Origin of the sequence: Rhodococcus sp. 852002-51564_SCH6189132-a, from assembly GCF_001665495.1 — a bacterium.
GTDB lineage: Bacteria > Actinomycetota > Actinomycetes > Mycobacteriales > Mycobacteriaceae > Rhodococcus > Rhodococcus pyridinivorans.
In genome coordinates this window covers 1-14,352 of the sequence record NZ_LZMJ01000085.1, presented here as the reverse complement: position 1 = coordinate 14,352, position 14,352 = coordinate 1, and the positions used below count along the sequence as shown (strand labels likewise).

At 67.5% G+C, this 14,352-nt stretch carries 16 protein-coding genes; 7 read left to right on the top strand and 9 right to left on the bottom strand.

From position 1 onward, the window contains the following. Positions 1-19: 19 nt before the first annotated feature. From A5767_RS23845 to A5767_RS23475, 6 genes are all read right to left on the bottom strand, one after another. Positions 20-994 carry a bifunctional lysylphosphatidylglycerol flippase/synthetase MprF gene (locus A5767_RS23845; protein ID WP_231913243.1) on the bottom strand — a complete coding sequence of 325 codons (975 nt, stop codon included), beginning with the start codon at positions 992-994 and terminating at the stop codon, positions 20-22. After that, a complete protein-coding gene (locus tag A5767_RS23840) occupies positions 991-1,302 on the bottom strand; it encodes a hypothetical protein (RefSeq protein ID WP_162483968.1) in 312 nt (103 codons plus the stop codon). Before A5767_RS23840 ends, A5767_RS23845 begins: the two co-directional genes overlap by 4 nt. Before the next feature lie 54 nt (positions 1,303-1,356). Further along, the gene (locus A5767_RS23480) at positions 1,357-2,145 is read right to left on the bottom strand and encodes a hypothetical protein (protein ID WP_231913242.1); all 789 of its coding nucleotides are present in this window, start codon (positions 2,143-2,145) and stop codon (positions 1,357-1,359) included. Positions 2,146-2,571: 426 nt separating this feature from the next. Beyond that, positions 2,572-4,125 carry a succinic semialdehyde dehydrogenase gene (locus tag A5767_RS20735; RefSeq protein WP_006553362.1) on the bottom strand — a complete coding sequence of 518 codons (1,554 nt, stop codon included), beginning with the start codon at positions 4,123-4,125 and terminating at the stop codon, positions 2,572-2,574. Between the two features lie 65 nt (positions 4,126-4,190). Beyond that, entirely contained in the window at positions 4,191-4,922 is a 732-nt protein-coding gene (locus A5767_RS20730) for a GAF and ANTAR domain-containing protein (RefSeq protein ID WP_006553361.1), read from the bottom strand. A 159-nt stretch (positions 4,923-5,081) separates the two neighbouring features. After that, complete coding sequence (locus A5767_RS23475) at positions 5,082-5,351, bottom strand: hypothetical protein (RefSeq protein ID WP_197483283.1); 270 nt, start codon at positions 5,349-5,351, stop codon at positions 5,082-5,084. 43 nt (positions 5,352-5,394) lie between these two features. On the opposite strand from A5767_RS23475, the gene A5767_RS23210 reads away from it, so the two are divergent. Then, entirely contained in the window at positions 5,395-5,532 is a 138-nt protein-coding gene (locus A5767_RS23210; protein ID WP_197483282.1) for a hypothetical protein, read from the top strand. Between the two features lie 33 nt (positions 5,533-5,565). On the opposite strand, the gene A5767_RS20725 is transcribed toward A5767_RS23210, so the two are convergent. Both A5767_RS20725 and A5767_RS20720 read right to left on the bottom strand, forming a co-directional pair. Further along, complete coding sequence (locus tag A5767_RS20725) at positions 5,566-6,192, bottom strand: SRPBCC family protein (protein WP_064853060.1); 627 nt, start codon at positions 6,190-6,192, stop codon at positions 5,566-5,568. Next, a complete protein-coding gene (locus A5767_RS20720; RefSeq protein ID WP_064853059.1) occupies positions 6,189-6,572 on the bottom strand; it encodes an ArsR/SmtB family transcription factor in 384 nt (127 codons plus the stop codon). The genes A5767_RS20725 and A5767_RS20720 overlap by 4 nt, the downstream gene beginning before the upstream one ends. Positions 6,573-6,639: 67 nt before the next feature. Between A5767_RS20720 and A5767_RS20715 the strand changes: the two genes are divergently transcribed. From A5767_RS20715 to rraA, 3 genes are read left to right on the top strand one after another with little or no spacing between them, the layout of a single operon-like run. After that, entirely contained in the window at positions 6,640-8,484 is a 1,845-nt protein-coding gene (locus A5767_RS20715) for an AMP-dependent synthetase/ligase (RefSeq protein WP_006553357.1), read from the top strand. A gap of 18 nt (positions 8,485-8,502) precedes the next feature. Continuing rightward, positions 8,503-8,886: a DUF5313 family protein gene (locus A5767_RS20710; protein WP_006553356.1), complete on the top strand. Its 384-nt coding sequence runs from the start codon at positions 8,503-8,505 to the stop codon at positions 8,884-8,886. Between the two features lie 47 nt (positions 8,887-8,933). Then, positions 8,934-9,422 (top strand): ribonuclease E activity regulator RraA, encoded by a 489-nt coding sequence (gene rraA / locus A5767_RS20705; RefSeq protein ID WP_006553355.1) that lies wholly within the window; start codon positions 8,934-8,936, stop codon positions 9,420-9,422. 25 nt (positions 9,423-9,447) lie between these two features. Here the strand turns inward: rraA and A5767_RS20700 are convergent, their stop codons facing one another. Beyond that, positions 9,448-9,669 (bottom strand): RNA-binding S4 domain-containing protein, encoded by a 222-nt coding sequence (locus A5767_RS20700; RefSeq protein WP_006553353.1) that lies wholly within the window; start codon positions 9,667-9,669, stop codon positions 9,448-9,450. 28 nt (positions 9,670-9,697) lie between these two features. Here A5767_RS20700 and A5767_RS20695 point away from each other — a divergent pair, with 28 nt between their 5' ends. From A5767_RS20695 to A5767_RS20685, 3 genes are all read left to right on the top strand, one after another. Further along, positions 9,698-11,053, top strand: a complete 1,356-nt coding sequence (locus A5767_RS20695; RefSeq protein WP_064853058.1) for a cryptochrome/photolyase family protein — start codon at positions 9,698-9,700, stop codon at positions 11,051-11,053. Positions 11,054-11,337: 284 nt separating this feature from the next. Beyond that, positions 11,338-12,702, top strand: a complete 1,365-nt coding sequence (locus tag A5767_RS20690) for a TIGR01777 family oxidoreductase (RefSeq protein ID WP_064853057.1) — start codon at positions 11,338-11,340, stop codon at positions 12,700-12,702. Next, positions 12,699-14,162, top strand: a complete 1,464-nt coding sequence (locus A5767_RS20685) for an SDR family oxidoreductase (protein ID WP_064853056.1) — start codon at positions 12,699-12,701, stop codon at positions 14,160-14,162. The genes A5767_RS20690 and A5767_RS20685 overlap by 4 nt, the downstream gene beginning before the upstream one ends. Positions 14,163-14,352 lie beyond the last annotated feature (190 nt).

The window sequence follows — 14,352 nt, the reverse complement described above, 5'->3', positions numbered from 1 at the left end:
ACGGGTGCGTGAGCGACCGTCATCGGCGCAGCAGGTGCGTGACCAGGCGTCCGCCTTCCTCCAGGGACATGTGGGGAAGATAGGCACGACCGACCGCGATCCCGATGGTCGGCAGCGCCGCCGGGTCCGGGAACACCATGTACAGCGGGCGGTAACGGGGCTGGAACTTCGCCTTGAACGCCAGCAGCGAGCGGAATCCGTATACCGGTTCGAGCGTGCGGCCGAGCAGATCGAGCAGGGCGTCGAGGGCTCCTCGGTCGAGTCCGGACCCACCGTCCATACTCGCGAGGGGCGCCCCCGACAAGCTCAGGAATTCGAGGCCCTCGTCGGCGTCGGACCGTGCCGCGGACGCGATGAGGAATTCCATGGCCGGCCGGAAGCCGTCCGAACGTCGCCGCATGAAGTCCAGCGTCAGCCCGACCACCTTCCCGTCCCGGTGGACCGGCATCCACGACGTGATCGCATGGACGTGGTCGTTCGCGTCGACCGCGAGCAGCAACCGGACTTCGGGATCGCGCAGTTCGGCGACTCCTCCGAGCGTGAACCCCATCTCGGGCAGTCCCTTGTCGGCCACCCATTCCTCGGAGATGTCGACGATCTGCTCGGTCACCGACAGCGGCGCGGCGGCGAAGGTCGTCCATCGCGCTTCGATCCCGTCCTTGGCAGCACGGTTGAGGGCGGTGCGGACGTCCTGGAACTTCTTGCCCTTGAAGGCGAGGTCCGCGAGATCGACGACGGTCTCCTCACCCACCTGCAAACAGGTCCAACCGTGGTCCCGGGCGATCGTCGCCGTCTCCTCGCCCACCGAGTACAGGCACGGTGTCCATCCGTTGCCGAGGCAGTACGCCGCGAACTCGTCGATCGTCTCGGTCATCGAGGCGCGCTCACCGATCGGATCCGTCGCCGTCAGGGCGACACCCGAGTGGACCCGATACGCCACGGCGTGCCTGCCGTCGGTGCCGAACCAGTACCGATTCCCCGCCCAGGTGGTCATCCACGACATCGATCCGCCGCCCGGGTCGTGCAGGAGTTCTCGCACCCGCTGCTCGTCGCCGAGGTCGACCCGGCAGGGGGCACGAGGAAGCTGCGCCACAGGAGCACGCAGAAGGCGACCCAGACGATCACGCCGATCCACTCGAACAACAGGGTGGCGGCGGTGTCGAGGGGCATCACGGGAGGCTCGAAGAGCTGGAGGTAGACCGGTGGAAGGAGCCGGCGCGGCGCGTCGCGGAGCAAGGTGCCGATGCCGGGATCACGATCGAACCCGTCCGCCACCAGCGTGCCCACCACCACGTACGTCACGAGCGCGATGCCTGCGGCGGCTGCGGTTCCGGCCCATACCCGGCGATAGGTTCCCTACGGTGCACGGACATCGAACAGGGTGCGGGTCAGCAGTAACAGGGCGAGCACGGAGACCAGCGCGAGGAGTGGCGCGAGTTCCATGGATACGGAGCTGTGCCGGTGGATTCCGTACAACAGGGAGCGGGTCTCGTCCTGTTCGGTCACGCGGACGATCGTGCTCGCGGCGGCCACGACGATCAGCACGATGTGTCCTCCGACCGAGAGGAACCATGCTGCCCGCCGCCCTCGACGCAGCCCTTCGGCACCGGTCGCAGGCAGATCGTCCGACGCCGACCAGTCCTCCACCGGCACGGTCTGCGATGCCCGGAGGGAGGGGTCGTCGAAGGGGACGGTCCGGTAGTCGCTGATTCCGAGAACAGTCCGAACGGTGGGATAGGCGTCGTAGACCGCGTCGATCCGGCCCGCGGCGGAGATCACGACGAGTACCGCAGACACCACGAGTGCCGTCGCGACGAGTGGTCGGGCCCGGTCGCGACGTCGCACGAACCATCGTCCGATCAGTAGGGAGACGGCGAGCAGTGCCGTTGCCGCCCACCCGTACACCGCCCACGGCAGACGATCCGGGAACGGTTTCCACACCTTCTCGATCAGGAGCGCGGCTACCACCGTCGAGCCGAGGGCGGCGGTTACTGCGAGGGGTACTCCGTGTGCGAACCACACCCGGTAGCGGCGGAGGAGCAACACGATCAGACCGATGACCGTGAGGATCGCGAACACCGCGGTCGCCGTGGGGGTGGTGAGCGGTATTCCCAGCACTCCGTTCACCATCCTGGTCGAGGACATGGCGATCAGTATGCGCGGCCTTACACCCACCTGTCCGACATCACCGTCGAGACCATCGCAGAACAAGCGGAGGTTTCTACACGCACGCGCTGATCGCCGCTACGGCGGCCGGTGCGGTGCTGTTCGTCGCGGTGGAACGACGCGTCGCCGAACCCGCGATCGGCTGGTGCTCCTGTCGACCCTCGGCGCGGACACCCCGATCTGGGTGCTGGGCTGCTGGTTCGCCGTGCTCGGCATCGGATTCGGCACGTCCATGCAGCTTCTCGTGCTGATCGTGCAGAATTCCGGTTCTCGAGGCGTACAACGACGCGCTCGTGCCGATCTACCTGTACATTGCGCCGCTCGTGGTGGTCGCCGGGGTCCTGCTGTGCCTCGTCGTCGAGAAACCCCTCGCGACCACCATCGCGTGGAAGAGCGATCCGGCTCCTAGCGACCCGGCAGCCACTGCATCGACTTGACGAAGGGGGCGAGCACCTTCGCCCACACCCGCCGCGGAAGTCCGCGCGGGCCGTCGAGATTGAGCAGGCGCGTCGTCGCGATCGTCTGCGCTTCGGTGTACTTGTACAGGCCCTCCGCGCCGTGGCGGCGTCCCATGCCGGAGATGCCCATACCGCCCATCGGTGCGTCGGTGCTGCCCCATGCCGGGGCGTATCCCTCGTCGACGTTCACCGTGCCGGCACGCACCCGCGCGGCGATGGCCTCGCCCTGCGCCTTCGTCGCGCCCCACACCGATGCGTTGAGCCCGTACTCGGTGTCGTTGGCCTCGCGGATCGCTTCTTCGACATTCTCCACCGGATAGATCGACACCACCGGGCCGAACGTCTCGTTCCGGTAGCACTCGGCGTCCTCGGGCACGTCGGTGAGCACGGTGGGTTCGAAGAACAGCGGTCCGAGGTCGGGCCGCGTCTTCCCGCCGGCGACGACGGTCGCGCCCTTGGCGACGGCGTCCTCGATGTGCCGGGTCACCGTCTTGACCTGGCTCTCGCTGATGAGGCAGCCCATCTCGGTACCGAAGTCGTAGTCGGGACCGAGCGACATCTCGCGCACCCGTGCCCCGAACATCCGGATGAACTCGGGGGCGATCGACTTCTCGACGTAGATCCGCTCGATCGAGATGCACAGCTGCCCGGAGTTCGAGAAGCATGCCCGCACGGCGGCGTCGGTGACCTCGCGCAGGTTCACCCCGGAGGTGACGATCATGGGGTTCTTGCCACCGAGTTCGGCGGAGAACCCGATCAGGCGCCGGCCGGCCTGCTCGGCGAGCAGACGTCCCGTCTCCGACGAACCCGTGAACATCAGGTAGTCGGTGCTTTCGACGATGGCGGTGCCCACCACGGTGCCGGGACCGGTGACCACGGCGAAGACGTCGCGGGGGACCCCGGCCTCGTAGAGGAGTTCGACGACGGCGAGCGCGCAGTAGGGCGTCTGGCTGTCGGGCTTGAGCACCACGCTGTTGCCGGCGAGCAGGGCGGGGATCGCGTCGGAGACGGCCAGCGTCATCGGGTAGTTCCACGGCGCGATCACGCCGACGACGCCCTTGGGATGGTGCAGGACGGTGGTCTTCGTCAGGACCGGCAGCATGCCCGTGGCCTTGCGGGGGCGCAGGAGCTTCGGTGCGACGCGCGCGTAGAACCGCGCGGTCATCGAGATGTCGAGCACCTCTTCTTGCGCGGAGACACGGGACTTGCCGGTCTCGGCCTGCGCCATGTCCATGAGCTGCTCGCGTCGGGACAGCACGAGCTCGCGGTAGCGGTGCATGATCGCGGCGCGCTTCTCGACGGGCAGCTTCGCCCACGCGACCTGCGCGATGCGGGCCCGGTCGATCGCGGCCTTCGCGTCCTCGGCCGTGCCGACCGGCACGGTGGCCAGCTCCCGGCCGGTGAACGCCTCGACGACGGGGCGGGTGGTCCGCTCGGCGGCGTCGGGGATCGCGATGAGGTCGGCAAGACGCTGGAAGGTCGCAGCGCTCGGAGCTGGCATGTTGCACCCCTACCGGTGAGTAGTACTTGCAGTTTCACTAAACTTACCCGGGTGCGTGTGTGCTGTCACACAGGCGTGGCGTCGAGGCCCGTCTCCCGATCGTCGCGTCGCTCGGGACCTGCTTCGACGATCCCCTGAGCGACCTCCGCGAGGGGGACGTTGCTGTCCTGCGAGAGCCGGCGCAACAGTTCGAAGGCCGCAACGGCATCGATACCGAAACGCTCCATGATCATGCCCTTGGCCTGCCCGATGATGTCGCGGGTCGCCAGGGCGGACGCGAACTGTCCCCGACTGCGGGCCGCGCTCATCGCCATCGCGGCATGAGCGGCCAGGACCTCGGCGGTCGCCTCCGCCGGAGGACCGAACGCCTCGGCTTTCGCAGAGAACATGTTCAGCGCTCCCATGCTCTCCTGATCGAGATACAGCTGGAACGACAAGGCACTGAGTACACCCGCGTCCACCGCGGCCTTCGCGAAACGCGGCCAGCGGGTCTCCGTCCGCAGGTCTTCGGAGCGCACCACGAGATATTTGAAGCTCGCATCGAGGCACGGACCTTCCCCGAACTGTTCCTGGACGTCGTCGAGATGCTCGGCGAGTTCCGACGTCGCGGCGAGAGAGCGGAAATGCTTCCTTCCGGTCACGATGAGGACGTCGGCGCAGTCGGCCCCCTCCACCAGTTCGACCGCGGCCGCGGTCACGCCGCGCAGGGTCTCGTCGAGATCGGCCGGATGGTAGAAGCCGCGAGCGAGCTGGGCCATACGCCGCCCGAGATCGCCCGCTTCCGACGCACGTGTCATGGGTTCATCCCTTCTCCATCGAGTTCGTAACCCCGCGGATCCGCCGACCGTATTGCCCGACTCAGCGAGCTCTACACCGCCGTCCTCCTCATCAGAACACGACCTCTTCCATTTCTACCCCGATAGTCCGGACTGATGGATCCGCCCGTGACCCGGTATCTACCCCGCGATGGTCACAATCCGGCCTACGGGGTGGCCGGAACCGGCCCCACCGACGTCGTGTGGTTCTTCGAGGTCCAGATGCGTCTGGACCTGTTGTAAACCGATCCGTACATGCACTCGCTCTTCGAACGCCTCGCCACCTGTTCGCGCGCCGTCTTCTTCCAGCGCCGCGGTTTCGGGCTCTCCGATCCCGTCGACCACGTGCCCACGATCGAACAGCAGGCCGAGGACGTCCCCGCCGTCATGGGCGCCGAGCAGATCCGGCACGCCACCCTCATCGAGGATCGGCCCGATCGCCCAGGAAGCCGGCGTGGGAACCCCGGTGCTCCCGCACATGGTCCCGGGCAATCGGCCCGATTCCACCTGGGAAGGATGTGGCGCCGGATTCGACGGGCGCCTCGTCATCGGCAACGACCTCGACGTGATCGGCGTCGGAGTCCCGGCCTGACCCCGTGCGTCGGAGACGCAGCGTGAGCCCGTTCTATTCGCCCGTGTAGAACGCACTCGTCCGCTCGGCGGCTGCGCGTGCCTGTTCGGGGTCCTCGCCCGCGGCGATCTCGGCCTCGCACCAGCCTTCGCTGCTGTCGCGGACGAACTGCAGACCTTTCTCGGACATCGACCAGGTCTCGAATTCCTTCGGATCCACCGTTTCTCCCGATTCGATGTGCAGTCCGAGTCCGAGAAGCGCCTGGTCCCAGCCGATACCGACTGCGCCCGGACCGTACTGCTCCCAGTGCTCGTCGGGGTGGGCGATGTGCGTCAGTTCCAGGCGCGCCCGGTCTCCCGGTTCGGGCAGGACCGACACCTCGATCCAGCTCACGCGACCAGCGAATTCCCAGGTGGCCCTGAACGTCCGGGGCGGTTCGCAGGTGAGGACCTCACCGCCGGCGTTGCCCTGGAGCTGGTACCGGCCACCGACCTCGAGGTCGCCCTCGACGGGCAGGAACCAGCGGGGGATGCGCTGCGGGTCGGTGCACGCCTCCCACAGGTCCTCGGCGCTCGTGCGGTAGCTGCGCGAGATCGTGACAACCTTGGCCTCGTGGCCCTCGACGGTGCGACGACCGACCGTGCGGCGACTCGTCTCGTTGCTCGTGATCACGTTCTTCATGAGGATTTCCTTCTCTCGTCGGAAGCACGGAGCGCGGGCGGGGCGGCGTCGCGGCTCCGCCGCTCACGCTTGCCGCGCGCGATCTCGGTCTCCAGGGCGTCCAGCGCCGCGAATACCTGCGTATGCAGACCCGCGAGCCAGTCCTCGAGTTCGACGAGGACCTCGGGATCGAGTTCGTAGTAGCGGCGGGTGCCGTCCTTGTGGACGGCGGCGAACCGCTGGTCGCGCAGGATCTTGAGATGTTGCGAGACCGCCGGCTGGGAGATCGAGAACTCCCGGCCGATCGCCGCGACGATTTCACCGGCCACCTGCGGACCGCCCGCGAGCAGTTCGAGAATGCGGCGGCGAACCGGATCTGCGAGGACCTCGAACCCGTGCATGAACCAACTATATAAGTTCCTACTTATATTCACCAGAAGGACGGTTCCGCTACCTAGACTTCGACATATGACGACAACGACGCGCGTCTCCGAGGAAAAGGTCGACCGAGCGGTCATCGACGAACGGGCCCCCTCGGTCGCCCGCCTGTTGCTCGATCGAGTGGCCGCCACACCCGACGCCGAGGCCTTCCGCTACCCCGACGGGAAGGACGGCTGGACGTCGGTCACCTGGGAACAGACCGGGGATCGGGTACGACTGCTCGCGGCCGGCTTGATCTCCCTGGGTATCGAGGCCGAGGACCGCGTGGCCCTCGCGTCGTCCACCCGCTACGAATGGGTGCTCGGCGACCTCGCCGTCATGTGCGCGGGCGCCGCGACCACCACCGTCTACCCCACCACCCACGCCGACGACGTCGCGTTCATCGTCGCCGACTCCGGCAGCCGGATCGTCATCGCCGAGGACGCCGGGCAGGTCGAGAAGCTCGTGAGCCACCGCAGCGATCTGCCCGAGGTGGCGAAGGTCGTGGTCGTCGAGGGCACCGGCGACGGTGATTGGGTCATCAATTTCGACGAGCTCGCCGACCTGGGCCGTGGCCTGCTCGCCGAGGACTCCGGAGCGGTGCTCAACCGCATCCACAGCATCAGGGCCGAGCACCTGGCCACCCTCATCTACACCTCGGGTACCACCGGCAAGCCGAAGGGCGTGCGCCTGCCGCACTCGGCGTGGACCTACGAGGCCGCCGCCATCGACGCGCTGCACATGCTCAGCTCCGACGACCTGCAGTATCTGTGGCTGCCGCTGTCGCACGTCTTCGGCAAGGTGCTGCTCACCCTCCCTCTGCAGATCGGCTTCCCCACCGCGGTGGACGGACGTGTCGACAAGATCGTCGAGAACCTCGCGGTGGTCCGCCCGACCTTCATGGGTGCGGCCCCGCGCATCTTCGAGAAGGCCCACGCGCGCGTCGAGGGAATGATGGAGGAGGAAGGCGGCGCCAAGAAGAAGATCTTCGACTGGGCCGTAGGCGTGGGCCGGAAGGTGTCGAAGGCGAAGCAGGCCGGCAGGTCGCCCGGACTGCTGGACAAACTGCAGCACGGCCTCGCCGACAAGCTGGTCTTCTCCACCATCCGCGAACGCTTCGGCGGTCACCTGCGGTTCTTCATCTCCGGTTCGGCGGCGCTCAACCCCGAGGTCGGCGAATGGTTCGACGCCGTCGGCATCCCCGTCCTCGAGGGTTACGGACTCACCGAGACCTCTGCGGCGACGTTCGTCAACCGTCCCTACGCCAACCGCATCGGCACGGTCGGCTGGCCCGTCCCGGGCACGGAGGTCCGCATCGCGGAGGACGGCGAGGTGCTCGTCCGCGGCCCCGGTGTGATGACCGGCTACCACAACCGGCCCGACGCGACCGCCGAGTCGCTCTCCGACGACGGATGGTTCCACACCGGCGACATCGGCAGCCTCGACGACGAGGGCTACCTGCGCATCACCGACCGCAAGAAGGACATGTTCAAGACGTCGCAGGGCAAGTACGTCGCCCCGTCGTCGCTGGCAGCGACCTTCAAAGGCATGTGCCCGTACGCGTCGGAGATCGTCGTCTACGGCGAGGGCAAGCCCTACTGCGTGGCGCTGGTGGCGCTCGATCCGGAATCCGTCGGCGAGTGGGCGAACAAGAACGGTGTGAGCGGATCGTTCGAGGACATCGCACGGCACGACAAGACCCACGATCTGATCTCCGGATACATCGACGAGCTGAACCTGCAGCTCAACCGGTGGGAGCAGATCAAGAAGTTCACGATCATCGAGCGTGAACTGTCGGTCGAATCGGGTGATCTGACGCCGAGCATGAAGCTGCGCAGGAAGGTCGTCGTCGACAACTTCGCCGACAGGCTGGCAGGCCTCTACGAAAGGTGACGGCCTATCCTGGGTCTCATGATGAGTAGTGCACGACCGAATTTCCTGCAGCGGATCGGCTACATGTTCGGTCGCGCGCTACCGCCCGAGATGCGGGAGTGGGTACGCGACGACGTCCTGGGCCCCGGCGGAACACGCCGCTACCTGCTGCGATGGAACCTGCCGATCATCCCGCTGCTCCTGCTGTTCCTGCTGATCCCGGGGCCGGTGTGGATCCCGATCGCGATGATGCTGTTGCTGCTGCTGCCATGGGTCTACTTCTCGGTGGCGTTGATGCCCATCTGGCAGCGGCACCGTCTCCAGCAGCACGGTCTCGATCCGGAACTGCTCAGCGCGAAGGCACGCGCCCGCGCCGCCCGCGAACGAGAGGACTACGAACGCCGTTTCGGTCGCGCGTCCTGACCGGACCTCCCACGGTGCGGGGCAGCGTGTCCGCTTATCCTCGCACCATGAGTGACACCCCTGCCTTCACAGCCACAGCAGACCTCGCCGACGAGATCGGCCCGGACATCCGCAGCTGCGACACGCAGTTCATCCAGTTCGGCGGCCGCACCGAGTTCGTCGGCCCCATCACCACCATCCGCTGCTTCCAGGACAACCTGCTCGTCAAGCAGACCCTCTCCGAGCCGGGCAACGGCGGCGTGCTCGTCGTCGACGGCGGTGGCAGCATCCACACCGCGCTCGTCGGTGACATCATCGCCGGTCGCGGTGTCGACAACGGCTGGGCCGGGGTCATCGTCAACGGCGCGGTCCGCGACTCCGCCATCCTGCGCACACTCGACATCGGCATCAAGGCCCTCGGCACCAACCCGCGCAAGAGCACCCAGACCGGCTCCGGCGAGAAGAACGTGCCCGTCGAGATCGGCGGCGTGACGTTCAACCCGGGCGAGATCGTCTACAGCGACTCCGACGGCGTCGTCGTCCGCGTCGAGAACTGATCAGCCGAGCGCGCGGGTCGACCCGCTATTCGTGCGCGACCCGCGCGCTCGCCCCGGCGATCTCCACCACGTCGCCCACCTTCAGCTGACGGCCGCGACGCACCTCCACCTCACCGTTGACCGACACCAGGCCGTCGGCGATCACTTCCTTGGCCTCCGCACCCGACTCGATGAGGCTTGCGAGCTTGAGGAACTGACCGAGCCGGATCGACTCGTCACGGATCGGTACATCGAATGCGTCGGACATGGCACCCATTGTCCCCGACACTGGATCCATGGCCCGCCCCAGCATCATCTGGTTCCGTCGTGATCTCCGACTGAACGATCTGCCCACCCTGCTCTCGGCCACCGAGGCCGCCGACGACGTCCTCGCCCTGTTCGTCCTCGACGACGCACTGCTCCGCCCGTCCGGTGCCCGCCGGCGCGACTTCCTCATGGGATGCCTGCAAGCCCTCGACCGGGATCTCGGCGGGCGCCTGCTCGTCGTCCAGGGAGACCCGATGGTGCTGGTGCCGCAAGTCGCCGCCGAGTTCGATGCGGCCGCGGTCCACATCAGTTCCGACCACGGTCCCTACGGCACGCGACGCGACCGAGCGGTCGCCGAAGCGCTCGGCGACGTCCCGCTGGTGGCCACCGGCTCGCCGTATGCCGTCACGCCGGGCCGCATAACGAAACCCGACGGCACTGCATACAAGGTGTTCTCGGCCTTCCGCCGCGCCTGGAACGACCACGGATGGCACACACCCGCGGCAACCGGACCGGACACCGCCGACTGGGTCGACCCGAGCGGCTGCTCCACACGCGTGCCGATTCCCGAAGCCGGCGACGAACCCACACCTCCCCCCGGAGAGGCGGCCGCACTGGAGCGATGGCGCGAATTCCTCGACGACGGTCTCGAGCGGTACGCCACCGACCGTGACCGGCCGGCCTACGACGGCACGAGCGGCCTGTCGCCCTATCTGAAGTTCGGCTGCATCCATCCGCGGACCCTGCTGCACGACATGAGGAACCGGTCGGACGAGGGGGCCGTCACCTTCCGCAGCGAACTGGCGTGGCGCGACTTCTACGCCGACGTCCTGTTCCAGCGGCCCGAGACCGCCCGGACCAACTACAACAGCGACTTCGACGCCATCACCTACGATTCCGGACCCGACGCCGACGCCCTGTTCGCCGCGTGGTGCGAGGGCCGCACGGGATTCCCGATCGTGGACGCCGGGATGCGGCAGCTCCTCGCAGAGGGCGTCATGCACAACCGGGTGCGGATGATCGTCGCGTCGTTCCTGACGAAGGACCTGCACCTGCCGTGGTGGCGTGGGGCGCGACATTTCATGAAGCATCTGGTGGACGGCGATCTGGCCTCCAACCAACACAATTGGCAGTGGACGGCGGGCAGCGGCACCGACGCCGCTCCCTACTTCCGGGTGTTCAATCCGACCCGGCAGGGCGAGAAGTTCGATCCGACGGGTGAATACGTACGCAGATGGGTACCCGAACTGCGGAGCATCGACGGCGCTCGTGTGCACAGCCTGCCCGACGGCCCTCCGGACGGATACCCGGAACCGGTCGTCGATCACGCACACGAACGCCGCGTCGCTCTGGACAGATACGAGCGGATTCGCTCACCCCGATGAAGAAGACGGCGAAACGACCCATCCGGTCGTGGCGGTGCTCCGAACAACTTCTGGACGGACAACCTGTTCGCCGTACACCCAACGAAAGGACATCGCAGTGCGCGCTCTCGTCGAGGCAGCTTTCATGGCCATCCACAACCCGCTCGTCGACGCATACACCTTTCTGATCAGCGTCCTTCCTGCTTGAGTGGATACGGTGCAGGAGTCCGCCCCGGCGCCGTCACCACCGGGCGCCCCGGCGCCGTCACCACCGGGTGAGCATCACTGCAAACAGGAGGCAGGGCATGGGCATCGAATTCTCGAGCGTCGTCGACGCACCGCGTGACGAGGTGTTCGACTGGCACTCCCGGCCCGGCGCCATCCTCCGCCTGATCCCGCCCTGGCAGCCGATGAACGTCGTCGCCGAGGCCGACTCCCTCGAATCCGGTACGGCCGTCCTCGGTCTCCCCGGCGGTCTGCGCTGGATCTCCCGGCACAGACCCGAGGATTACGACCCGCCAGCACGTTTCGTGGACGAACTCTCCCACGACGGCCTGTTGTCGCGCCCCGCCACCGTCATCGGCTCGTGGCGCCACGAACACCGCTTCGACGTCGTCGACGAATTCCGCACCCGCGTCACCGATCGCGTCGACACGCCGGTACCGGGCTGTTTCCTCACCCAGACCTTCCGTTACCGGCACCGCCAGCTCGCCGACGATCTCGCGAGCCACCGCTGGTCGCACGCGCAGGGCATCCGACCCGGGACGATCGCGGTGACCGGATCGAGCGGACTCGTGGGTACTGCCCTGACGGCCTTCCTGTCCACGGGTGGCTACCAGGTAGTCCGCCTGGTGCGCCGGAAACCGCAGCGCACCGACGAACGATGCTGGGACCCTCAGGATCCGGCGCCCGACCTACTCGAAGGCGTCGACGCCGTCGTCCACCTCGCGGGCGCGTCGATCGCGGGACGGTTCACCGACTCCCACAAGGCCGCGATCCGCGACAGCCGCATCGAACCGACACGCCGACTCGCCGAACTCGCCGCGACCACACCCAACGGTCCCGCGACCTTCGTCTCCGCGTCCGCGATCGGCCTCTACGGTTACGACCGAGGAGACACACCGCTCGACGAGAACGCATCACGTGGAACGGGTTTCCTCGCCGACGTCGTCTCCGATTGGGAGGCCGCGGCACATCCCGCGGAGAAGAAGGGCATGCGGGTCGTGCACGTGCGCACCGGCATCGTCCAGACACCCCGCGGCGGAACGCTCCAGTTGATGCGGCCGCTGTTCGCGAGCGGTCTCGGTGGCCGGATCGGCGACGGCCGGCAGTGGTTCTCCTGGATCGACATCGACGACCTCCTCGAGGTCTACCACCGTGCCCTCACCGACCCCGGCCTGACCGGACCGGTGAACGCCGTTGCACCGCAGCCGGTGCGCAACGAGGAGTACACCCGGGTACTGGCGTCGGTGCTGCACCGGCCCGCACTGCTGCCCGTCCCCGGTTTCGGCCCCCGGTTGCTGCTCGGCGACGAGGGTGCACGCGAGGTCGCCCAGGCCGATCAGTTCGTCGTCCCGAAGGCGCTGATCGACGCCGGGCACCGGTTCCGGCGTCCCGATCTCGAAGCGTCGCTGCGCCACCAACTCGGCCACATCCTGGAGGAACCGTGAGCGGAAAGCGTGTCCTGGTCACCGGAGCGACCGGCTACATCGGCGGCCGGCTCGCTCCGCGCCTGCTCGAGGCGGGTTACCGGGTACGGGTGCTCGCGCGCAGCCCCGACAAATTGCGCGACGTGCCGTGGGCCGACGACGTCGAGATCGTCCGTGGCGACCTCGACGACGCCGAATCGCTGCGCGCGGCATGCCGCGACATCGACGTCGTGTACTACCTGGTGCATTCGATGGGTGGTCGCGACGAGTTCGTCGACGCGGAGAAGCGAGCGGCGCAGAACGTCGCCGACGCGGCACGCGACCACGGCGTCTCCCGCATCGTGTACCTCGGTGGGCTGCACCCGGAGTCGGGTGATCTCTCACCGCACCTGTATTCACGGGCCCAGGTCGGACGTATCCTGACGGATTCCGGTGTTCCGACGCTCGTGCTGCAGGCCGGCGTCGTGATCGGTTCGGGTTCGGCGTCGTTCGAGATGATCCGCCATCTGAGCAACCGGCTCCCCGTCATGACGACCCCACGCTGGGTGAACAACCGGATCCAGCCCATCGCGGTGCGCGACGTCCTGCACTATCTGCTCGCTGCCGCAGATGCTCCCCTCCCCCGCAGTGGCACCTACGACATCGGTGGGCCCGACGTCCTGCGGTACGGCGAGATGATGCAGCAGTACTCGGAGGTCGCCGGTCTGACGAAACGCCGGATCCTCGTCCTGCCCGTCCTCACACCGAAGCTCGCCGGTTTGTGGATCGGTCTGGTCACGCCGATTCCTCCGCCTCTCGGTCGCGCGCTCCTCGAATCGCTGTCGACCGACGCGGTAATGCGCAACCATGACGTCGACTCGATCATCCCCCCACCGGAATCCGGCCTCACCGGCTACCGCGACGCGGTCCGGCTCGCCCTCGGCCGTATCGAACGGGGAGAGGTCGAGACGACGTGGACGAACGCATCACCGGTCGGCGCACCCGCCGATCCGCTTCCGTCCGACCCGGACTGGGCCGGCGAGGTGGTCTTCACCGACGAGCGGTCACTCGAGTCGGATTCGTCCCAGGAGAAGGTGTTCGCCGTCGTCGAGAGCATCGGCGGCGAGAACGGTTGGTATTCCTTCCCGTTGGCGTGGACCATCCGCGGCTGGCTCGACCGGTTCGTCGGCGGCGTCGGACTCCACCGCGGTCGCCGCGACCCGAAAACCCTGCATACCGGTGACGCCCTGGACTTCTGGCGCGTCGAACGGATCGAACGTCCGACGCTGCTGCGCCTGCGCGCGGAGATGCGGGCACCCGGCGGAGCGTGGCTCGAGTGGCGGGTCGATCCGCTGGAGTCGGGCCGGTCGCGCGTGCACCAGCGGGCGATCTTCTTCCCGCGCGGAGTCGCCGGTCGTCTCTACTGGTACGCGCTGGTTCCCTTCCACGGCATCATCTTCCGCGGCATGCTCGAGAACATCGCGGGCACCGCCGGCCGCTAGAGCGATCCGCTACGTTGTTCGCCATCCGCTGCAGCAATTGCCGTAGCGGATGGCGAATTCGCGAGCGGATGTTCTCGGGACGACGGATCTGGGTGGTGTGCGGGGAGTGGTCGGGGTAAGCACACCACCACGATCGACCGAGAGTTACACGGCGCAGAGCGGTTTGATTTGGTGCAGGCGCGCGCGGGTT

What these genes read in the sequence shown, in the direction of transcription:
- A5767_RS23845 (WP_231913243.1), bottom strand. Translation starts at nt 994, where the DNA reads ATGACCACCTGGGCGGGGAATCGGTACTGGTTCGGCACCGACGGCAGG.
- A5767_RS23480 (WP_231913242.1), bottom strand. Translation starts at nt 2,145, where the DNA reads ATGTCCTCGACCAGGATGGTGAACGGAGTGCTGGGAATACCGCTCACC.
- A5767_RS20735 (WP_006553362.1), bottom strand. Translation starts at nt 4,125, where the DNA reads ATGCCAGCTCCGAGCGCTGCGACCTTCCAGCGTCTTGCCGACCTCATC.
- A5767_RS20730 (WP_006553361.1), bottom strand. Translation starts at nt 4,922, where the DNA reads ATGACACGTGCGTCGGAAGCGGGCGATCTCGGGCGGCGTATGGCCCAG.
- A5767_RS20725 (WP_064853060.1), bottom strand. Translation starts at nt 6,192, where the DNA reads ATGAAGAACGTGATCACGAGCAACGAGACGAGTCGCCGCACGGTCGGT.
- A5767_RS20720 (WP_064853059.1), bottom strand. Translation starts at nt 6,572, where the DNA reads ATGCACGGGTTCGAGGTCCTCGCAGATCCGGTTCGCCGCCGCATTCTC.
- A5767_RS20715 (WP_006553357.1), top strand. Translation starts at nt 6,640, where the DNA reads ATGACGACAACGACGCGCGTCTCCGAGGAAAAGGTCGACCGAGCGGTC.
- A5767_RS20710 (WP_006553356.1), top strand. Translation starts at nt 8,503, where the DNA reads ATGATGAGTAGTGCACGACCGAATTTCCTGCAGCGGATCGGCTACATG.
- rraA (WP_006553355.1), top strand. Translation starts at nt 8,934, where the DNA reads ATGAGTGACACCCCTGCCTTCACAGCCACAGCAGACCTCGCCGACGAG.
- A5767_RS20700 (WP_006553353.1), bottom strand. Translation starts at nt 9,669, where the DNA reads ATGTCCGACGCATTCGATGTACCGATCCGTGACGAGTCGATCCGGCTC.
- A5767_RS20695 (WP_064853058.1), top strand. Translation starts at nt 9,698, where the DNA reads ATGGCCCGCCCCAGCATCATCTGGTTCCGTCGTGATCTCCGACTGAAC.
- A5767_RS20690 (WP_064853057.1), top strand. Translation starts at nt 11,338, where the DNA reads ATGGGCATCGAATTCTCGAGCGTCGTCGACGCACCGCGTGACGAGGTG.